Origin of the sequence: Stenotrophomonas sp. (assembly GCF_036662295.1) — a bacterium.
In the GTDB taxonomy this organism is placed as follows: Bacteria; Pseudomonadota; Gammaproteobacteria; order Xanthomonadales; family Xanthomonadaceae; genus Stenotrophomonas.
In genome coordinates, this window is record NZ_JAVWXA010000145.1 from 1 (window position 1) to 7740 (window position 7740).

At 69.4% G+C, this 7740-nt stretch carries 6 protein-coding genes; 2 read left to right on the plus strand and 4 right to left on the minus strand.

Annotated features, from left to right (window positions below):
- Positions 1-201: 201 nt before the first annotated feature.
- The 3 genes from RSA25_RS18150 to RSA25_RS18160 form a co-directional block, all read right to left on the minus strand.
- On the minus strand, positions 202-2280 hold the full coding sequence (locus tag RSA25_RS18150) for a TonB-dependent copper receptor (RefSeq protein WP_332810228.1): 2079 nt from the start codon (positions 2278-2280) through the stop codon (positions 202-204).
- A gap of 75 nt (positions 2281-2355) precedes the next feature.
- Positions 2356-2868, minus strand: coding sequence for a DUF2946 family protein (locus tag RSA25_RS18155; protein ID WP_332810229.1), 513 nt, complete (start codon positions 2866-2868; stop codon positions 2356-2358).
- 277 nt (positions 2869-3145) lie between these two features.
- Complete coding sequence (locus RSA25_RS18160; RefSeq protein ID WP_332810230.1) at positions 3146-4129, minus strand: LysR family transcriptional regulator; 984 nt, start codon at positions 4127-4129, stop codon at positions 3146-3148.
- Between the two features lie 179 nt (positions 4130-4308).
- Here RSA25_RS18160 and cysK point away from each other — a divergent pair, with 179 nt between their 5' ends.
- Both cysK and RSA25_RS18170 read left to right on the plus strand, forming a co-directional pair.
- Positions 4309-5268 carry a cysteine synthase A gene (gene cysK, locus RSA25_RS18165; protein WP_332810231.1) on the plus strand — a complete coding sequence of 320 codons (960 nt, stop codon included), beginning with the start codon at positions 4309-4311 and terminating at the stop codon, positions 5266-5268.
- A 245-nt stretch (positions 5269-5513) separates the two neighbouring features.
- Positions 5514-6116: an O-acetyl-ADP-ribose deacetylase gene (locus tag RSA25_RS18170; RefSeq protein WP_332810232.1), complete on the plus strand. Its 603-nt coding sequence runs from the start codon at positions 5514-5516 to the stop codon at positions 6114-6116.
- A gap of 79 nt (positions 6117-6195) precedes the next feature.
- On the opposite strand, the gene RSA25_RS18175 is transcribed toward RSA25_RS18170, so the two are convergent.
- Positions 6196-7530: a M1 family metallopeptidase gene (locus tag RSA25_RS18175; protein ID WP_332810233.1), complete on the minus strand. Its 1335-nt coding sequence runs from the start codon at positions 7528-7530 to the stop codon at positions 6196-6198.
- Positions 7531-7740: the final 210 nt, after the last annotated feature.

The window sequence follows — 7740 nt, forward strand, 5'->3', positions numbered from 1 at the left end:
CGCCATGGATGGCGCAAAAGGAGCTTACATGGACGTACTTGCAGCGTGTCCCGCACCCCCGCCCGTACCCGCCCTCACACGTAGGGCGCTGCACTCGCGAGCCGTTGCAAGGCGTTGTCCCGCAGATGGAGGAAGAGCCAAAAGAAACGCCCCGATTCCTGACGAAACCGAGGCGTTCTTCTCAAGCAGACAGCATCCCCGTCAGTACCGGTAATTCACCTTCATCCACGCGGTCCTGCCCGGCTCGTTGATCCGGACCGGATCGGCCGGGAAGCCGAAATCGGCGCTGCCGGCCAGGTTCAGGTGCTCGCTGTAGGCCCGGTCGAACACGTTGTCGATGCCCGCGCTGAGCTGCAGCGCCTCGCTGATCCGGTAGCTCGCATTGAGCGCCAGCGTCGCGAAGCCCGCGCTCGGGCCCAGGTCGCGGGCGACCACGTTGCCCTGGTTGTCGGCCACGCGGTGCTGGTGGGCCACCGCACGGCCGAGCGCACCCACGCCCCAGCGTTCGCCCTGCCAGTTTGCGCTCAGCCGCGCTTCCAGCGGCGGCATCTGCGGCAGCGGTGTACCGTCGCTGCGGTTCTGGCCCCACGCATAGGCCAGCGTGCCACCCAGCTTCCACTGCGTGCCCACGGTCCAGGTCGCGCCCGCCTCCGCGCCGGCGATCCGCGCATCCACGTTGCTGGCCTGGCTCATGCTGCCCATCATGCCCCCATCCATGTAGCGGAACAGGATGTAGTCCTGCAGCCGCCCCGCATAGGCCGACACCCACGCGTCCAGCCGCGTGGTGCGGTACTGCAGGCCGATATCGAGCTGCGTGGTCTTCTCCGGCGCAATGCCCGCAAACGCGTTGACCGCGCCCATCGGCCCCATGTCCGGCGAGAACAGCTCCCAGTAATCGGGCATGCGCTCGCTGTGGCCGATGCCCGCATACCCGGTCAGCGACGGAGACAGATCGCGTTCGAACCGCACGAAACCGCTGCCCAGGTCCTCCCGACGCTGCTGCCCCGCGGTCGGGTTGGGCATCCCCATCATCCCGCTGCCGGCACGCGCGTCGGTCACTTCCGCGCGGTCCAGGCGCAGCCCGCCCACCCAGCGCTGGGCAGTGCCTTCCCCCAGGGTGATCTCGGTGAACGCACCGAGGTTCTCAAAGCGTGCGTCGGTGGACCAGGGTTGCTGCCGGTAGGTATTGCGCCCCATGCCGCTGCGGCTGCGGTGGCGGCTGTCCTGGGCATCGAGGCCGGCCACGATGGCGATGGCCTGCCAGCGCCATTCCGAGCTGATCCGCCCGCCGGTGGTGCGGCGGTCCACGTTGGCGGCCATCGGCATCGGCATCGCGCTGTCCGGGTTGGGCGTGCGCAGGGTGTAGTTGTCCATCAGGTGGTCGGCGTCGTTGTAGTAGACGTTGGCCTGCAGCTTGTCCCACGCGCCGGGCAGGTTGTCCCTCTCGAAACGCGCGGCATAGCTGGTGCGCCTGAACGCCGCGCCATCCATGCCGCGCCCGGCGTAGCGCGCGATCGCATCACCGGTGCCGGCGGACAGCTCCAGCACCGTATCGGCATCGGGCGTCCAGCCCACGGCCACGTCGCTGTTCCACTTGCGCCATTTCGATGGCACCACCTCGCCGTTGCCGTCCTTGTAGTCGTCCGCCTCGGAACGGTTGCCGTTGACCCGCACGTAGCCCTGCGATGCGCCGGCGGTGAGGTCCAGGACCTGGTCGTTGCGGTTGCGCGAGCCGACCAGGGCGCTGGCGTTGAGGTCGATCCCCGGGGCGTCGAAACGCGGCGTATCGCGCTCGAACCGGATCGTGCCGGCCGAAGCGCCCGCGCCCCAGCGCACGCTCTGCGGCCCCTTGATGATGGTCAGCCGGTCGAAGGTTTCCGGGGCGATGTAGGACAACGGGTTGTCCATCCGCGACGGGCAGGCGCCGATCAGGTTGCCTTCGTTGCTGACGATGTTCAGCCGCGACCCGAACATGCCGCGAAGGACCGGATCGCCATTGGTGCCGCCGTTGCGGATGGCGGCAAAACCGGGAACGGTCTTGAGGTAGTCGGCGCCGTCGCTGGCCGGCACCGGTTGGCGCGGCAGGCGCGGGTCGGTGACCCAGTGCAGCGGCGAGGACGGCGCGCTGGCGGTCACCACCAGGGTGTCCAGGGTCTGCGCGGTCGCGCGCCCGGTGTCACGCTCACGATCGGCGGCGTGCAGCGGCAACGCGGCCAGCGCAAGGGACAGGGAAACAGACAGGCGCGTCGCTGCGCCCGCGCTGCGGGAAGAAACGTTCATGGTGGAACTCCGGAAAACGCACAGGTGCGCGGCGCCGTCTCGGCGTCACGCAGCAGGAGGATGAAGGCGGCGGTTTCAGGCGTTCAGGGGCGGGCCGCGGGCGGCGTGGGCCGCCCAGCGCAGGCTGCGCGGGCGAGCCACCGCGCGCAGCACGATCGGGGCGACCACCGGCAGCGCCGGCAGCAACAACATCAGCACTGCCAGCCACGGCATCAGCCGCGAGGCCATCATGCAGTATTCGCAGGCCTCGCCATGGCCGGCATGCGCGTCCTGCAGCGGCGGCGCCGATGGCGCAGGCGCATCATGCGCGGCGCGGTGCCCGGCGTGGTCGGCCATTTCGTCCGCGGGAATGGCCATCCCCTCCATCGCCATGGCGTGGTGCGCGTGCAACCCGCCCATCGCATGCCCGGCGTGCGCGTCGGCCGCCGGCGGCGGCATCATGTGCGTCATCCCCGAGGGCATCACCATCAGCGGCATCTCAGCACGCGCCTGCTGCCAGCGGCTCACCAATGGCGCCAGCGCCATCAGCAGCGTCGCCACGAAGGCGAGCTGCAACAGAACGGCAAACAGGCGGCGGCGACGGTTCACCCCCCTAGTGTAGACCCGCCCCCACCCCAGCCCGTGCGACGAACCGTCGCAGCCGCCCAAGCCCCGCACCGCGATCCGCGATCCGCTGTGCGCTATCCCAACCGCCCAAGCCCACCAACTGGAGAAAAGCCCCCTTCTGTTGAAGGGGGCGCGCCGAAGGCGCGGGGTACGCGGGGTAGAGGAGGAATGCATATGGCCCTGATGCAACGCATCAGGGACACGGGGCGCGCCACCGGCGCGGGGTAGAGGAGGAATGCGAGGCCATCACCGTCGCTCCTCAGACGGTGATGGTCTGCGTAAGCGACTCCCAAGTAGGCGGCAGCGGCCAGTTGGCGGCCTGGTTCCCATCGATCACCCGGCGCAGGTCGCGGGTGTCGATCTGCGGGGCCAGCACGTGCACCAGTTCCAGCGCGTAATCGCGCAGCACCCGGTCGCGCGGCAGCACCGCCCAGGCGATGCACTCGTCGATCGGGGCCGGGGCCGGCCATGCCCGCAGGTCGTCGTCGCTGGCATTGACCGCCATCTCCGCCAGCAGGCCCACGCCCAGCCCGGTGCGCACGTAGGTCTTGATCAGGTCCGCGTCCAGCGCGGTCAGCGCGATGTCCGGGGTCAGCCCGGCGCCGGCGAAGGCGCGCTGCAGCGAGGAACTGCCCCGGGTGGAGGATTCGTAGCTGATCAACGGCTGGGTGGCCAGCGCCTGCAGGTCCGGTGCCGCGCCCGGGCGATCAAGCACGTGCCCGCGCGGGACCAGCACCAGCCGCCGCCAGCGGTACAGCGGAATGGCCAGGCCGGCAGTGGGCTCGGCACCGGCAGTGGAAATGATGGCGATATCCGCATCGCCCTGGCTGAGCAGGTCCAGCGCATCGCTTTCGGCGGCCTGCTGCAGGTGCACGCTCACCTGCGGGTAGGCCTGCTTGATGCGTGCCACGGCCGGCGGCAGCACGAAGCGCGCTTGGGTGTGGGTGGTGGTGAGGATCAGCTGGCCCTGGCTTTCGCGCCGCTGGTTGGCCGCGTAGGTGCGGATGTTGTTGGCTTCGGACAGCACCGCGCGGGCGCGGCCGATCACCTCCACCCCGGCCGGGGTCACCGCCTCCAGGCTGCGGCCCTTGCGCACGAACAGCAGGAAACCCAGCTCATCCTCCAGCTGCTTGAGCTGCTTGGACAGGCCGGGCTGGGTGGCATGCACGCGCGACGCCGCCAGCGTGATGTTGAGCTCGGCGTCGGCGATGGCCACCAGATAACGGAGTTGGGTCAGCGTCATGGGCGTGCGGCAGGGCAGGCAAAGGAAGGGCAATCCGACTGTAGGGCAATTGCCGTCACCAGCTTATAACCAAATGTTGTTTAAGAAGGGTATCAGGTCATTTCCCGGTGGCATATGCCACGGCTACGGTCTGGCGGAGCCGCCCCCGGCGCGGTGAACGGACTTCCTCGGAGCATCCCATGGCCCTCTACAACTCGATCCTGGACACCATCGGCCACACCCCGGTGGTGCGCCTGAACCGCATCGCCCCCGACCACGTCACCCTGTATGCCAAGGTCGAGTCGTTCAACCCCGGTGGCTCGGTCAAGGACCGCCTGGCGCTGGCGATCGTTCTCGACGCCGAAGCGCGCGGGCTGCTCAAGCCCGGCGACACCATCGTGGAAGCGACGTCCGGCAACACCGGGGTGGCATTGGCGATGGTGGCCGCTGCGCGCGGCTACAAGTTCGTCGCCACCATGGTGGAAACCTTCTCGATCGAGCGCCGCAAGCTGATGCGCGCCTACGGGGCCAAGGTGATCCTCACCCCGGCCGCCGAGCGCGGGTCGGGCATGGTGCGCCGGGCGAAGGAACTGGCCCAGGAGCATGGCTGGTTCCTGGCCAGCCAGTTCGCCAACCCGGCCAACCCGGCCTATCACCGCAACACCACCGCCCCGGAGATCCTGCGCGACTTCGCCGGCCAGCGGCTGGACGTGTTCGTGACCGGCTGGGGCACCGGCGGCACCCTCACCGGTGTCGGCGAGGTGCTCAAGGTGGCCCGCCCGGAGACCCGCATCGTGGCCACCGAACCGACCGGCGCGGCCCTGCTCAAGGGCGAGGAATGGAAGCCGCACAAGATCCAGGGCTGGACCCCGGACTTCGTGCCGGAGGTGCTCAACCGCAACGTCTACGACGAGCTGCTCACCATCGACGACGCACGCGCCATCGAGACCTCGCGCCGCCTGGCGGCGGAAGAAGGCATCTTCGTGGGCATCTCCGCCGGCGCCACCGTGGCCAGCGCCCTGGACATCGCCGCCCGCGCCGAGCCGGGCAGCGTGATCCTGGCCATGCTGCCGGACACCGGCGAACGCTACTTCTCCACGCCGTTGTTTGCCGACATCAACGAAGGCTCCGACGACGACTGGCTGGCCGGTCTGCCCTGACCGCGCCGTTGATCGGCAGGCATGCACCGACGCCCACCCTTGGTGGGCGTTGTCGCATTCAGGTGTCGTCATCACCTTCATCTGCGGTGAAGCCGGCGCCCCGCATCGTGTGAAGGCAGGGCGGTGCACGCCGGGTCGCACTGCCTGAGACGACGATGACACACCCTAGACCTCCTGCCGCGTAACGTGCAGGACACAGGTGGCATCCCGTTGCATGGACCCGGTTTCAGTCAGGAGTGGTACGCATGAAGATCGAAGTGTGGCAGGGCGACATCACGACCCTGGCGGTGGATGCGATCGTCAATGCGGCCAACGAATCCCTGCTCGGCGGCGGCGGCGTGGACGGCGCGATCCATCGCGCGGCCGGCCCCGGCCTGCTGGCCGAGTGCGAGGCGCTGCCGCAGATCCGGCCGGGCATGCGTTGCCCCACCGGCGAGGTGCGCGCCACCGCCGGCCATGCCCTGCCCGCCCGGCACGTCATCCATACCGTCGGCCCGGTCTGGCAGGACGGCCACCGCGATGAGCCGGCGCTGCTGGCCAACTGCTATTGGAAGTCGCTGCAGCTGGCTGAAAAGCTGGGCCTGCACTCGATCGCCTTTCCGGCCATCAGTTGCGGCGTGTTCGGCTATCCGTTGCACCAGGCCGCGCAGATCGCGGCGACCGAAACGGTGGCCTGGCAGCGTTCGCACCGCGAACCGCGGCGCATCATCCTGGTGGCCTACAACGCGGCCACCTACAAGGCCTATCAATCCGCGCTGGCGGCGCTGGGGCAGCCGATGGAGGCCCCGCCGGCTGCGTCGCTGATGCCCACGCTGGACCTTGGCTTGCCCCCGGCCGCGGCCCACTGAGCAGGCGCGCGGGCGTTACCCGCTGGCCGGGTGACGCCGGCGCTGGGCCGCACGTCTGCCTGCGCGTTTGGCAGCGCGGTTACGCCTGGCTGGGCGCGCTGTAGACCCAGGCATCGAAGAACGGCTGCAGCGAGTGCCCGGCCGCCGCTTCCATGGCGCGCTGGAAATCGGCCGTGACCACCGCGCGGCCATCGTTGGCCTGGGTGTAGGCGCGAAGACCGCGCCAGAACACGTCCTCGCCCAATTCCTCGCGCAGCAGGTGGAGCACGTAGGCGCCCTTCTGGTACACCACGGCGCGGTCATCGCCGCTGGGCGCATCCCAATCGGCGTAGACCAGCGCGTGGTCGGCGCCTTTGCCACGCAGCGTGTCCAGGCGCGTGCGCCAGCGCTGTACCTGCGCCTGGTAGGCGGCCTCGCCCTGCGCCTGCTGCAGGTAGGCGGCGGTCATGAAGTTGGCGAAGCCTTCGTTGAGCCAGAAATGCTGCCAGCTGGCGCAGGTGACCCGGTTGCCCCACCACTGGTGCGCCGCTTCGTGGGCGATCAGGCCGATCTGGTCGGGGTCTTCGATCACTTCCAGGCCGTAGGCCTCGGACATCAGCGATACCCCGGCCATCTCCTGGCCGATGGTCTGCGCCACCAGCGCCTGCTGGTACTCGCCGCGATACGGCAGGCCGGCGCGGGCGGCGAAGAAATCGAGCATGTCGCCGGTCCGCGCGAACACCGTGCGCAGTTGCGCCGGAGTGCGATCCACCGACAGGAAGCGCAGCGGAATCGCGCCATGCTGTTGCGTGGCCTGCTGGTAGCGGCCGGCGGCAAAGCCGTACACGTAGCCCGGCATGGGCGTGTCCAGCTGCCAGCGGTGTTCGATGCGCCCGTCCGCCAGCGTGCGCGCGGGCAGGCTGCGCCCGGTGCCGGTGGCCTGCAGGCCGGGCGGCAGGGTCAGCGACAGGTCCAGCGTGGCGCGCTCGTGGGGCGCATCCACCGAGGGCATCCATTGGCTGGTGGAAAAAAGGGTGTAGACCTCGCTGCGCTCGGGCGCGAACACCAGGCCGAACGCAGGTTTGCCGGTATAGGCGATCTGCAGTTCGGCGACTGCCTCAGGCGCAAGCGGCGTGGCCAGGGTGATCTGCAGCTGCTGGTCGGCCTGCCGGAAGGCCAGCGCGCGATCGCCCTGCCTGACGGCGGTGATCTCAAGCGCGCCGGCATCCAACGTGAGCGTGGATAGCGGTTGTTCGGCCTTGAAACGCAGGCGTTGCTGGCCTTCGATGCGCTTGGCGGCGATGTCGGGCACCAGCGCCACGCTGTAATGCACCACATCGAACCCGCGCGCGGGTGCGGCAGGTGCGGCGTGCGCGGCCAGGCCGATGGAGAGCAGCGGTAGTGCCAACAGCGAAACGTGGAGACGCGCGATCATGGATCGGTCCGGGCGATGGTGGCATGCATCGTGCCAGAGCGTTGCGGGCCGGGCTACGTGGTGCGCGTGGTTTGCGACGAACAAGCGTTGCCGGAAGGCAAAAAGGTTCTTCGCCCATCTGCGGGGCCCGCTGTTGCAGAGCCGCGCGAGTGCGTTGCCTTGTCGCTTGGGGCGGGTACGGGCGGGGGTGCGGGACACGCTGCAAGTACG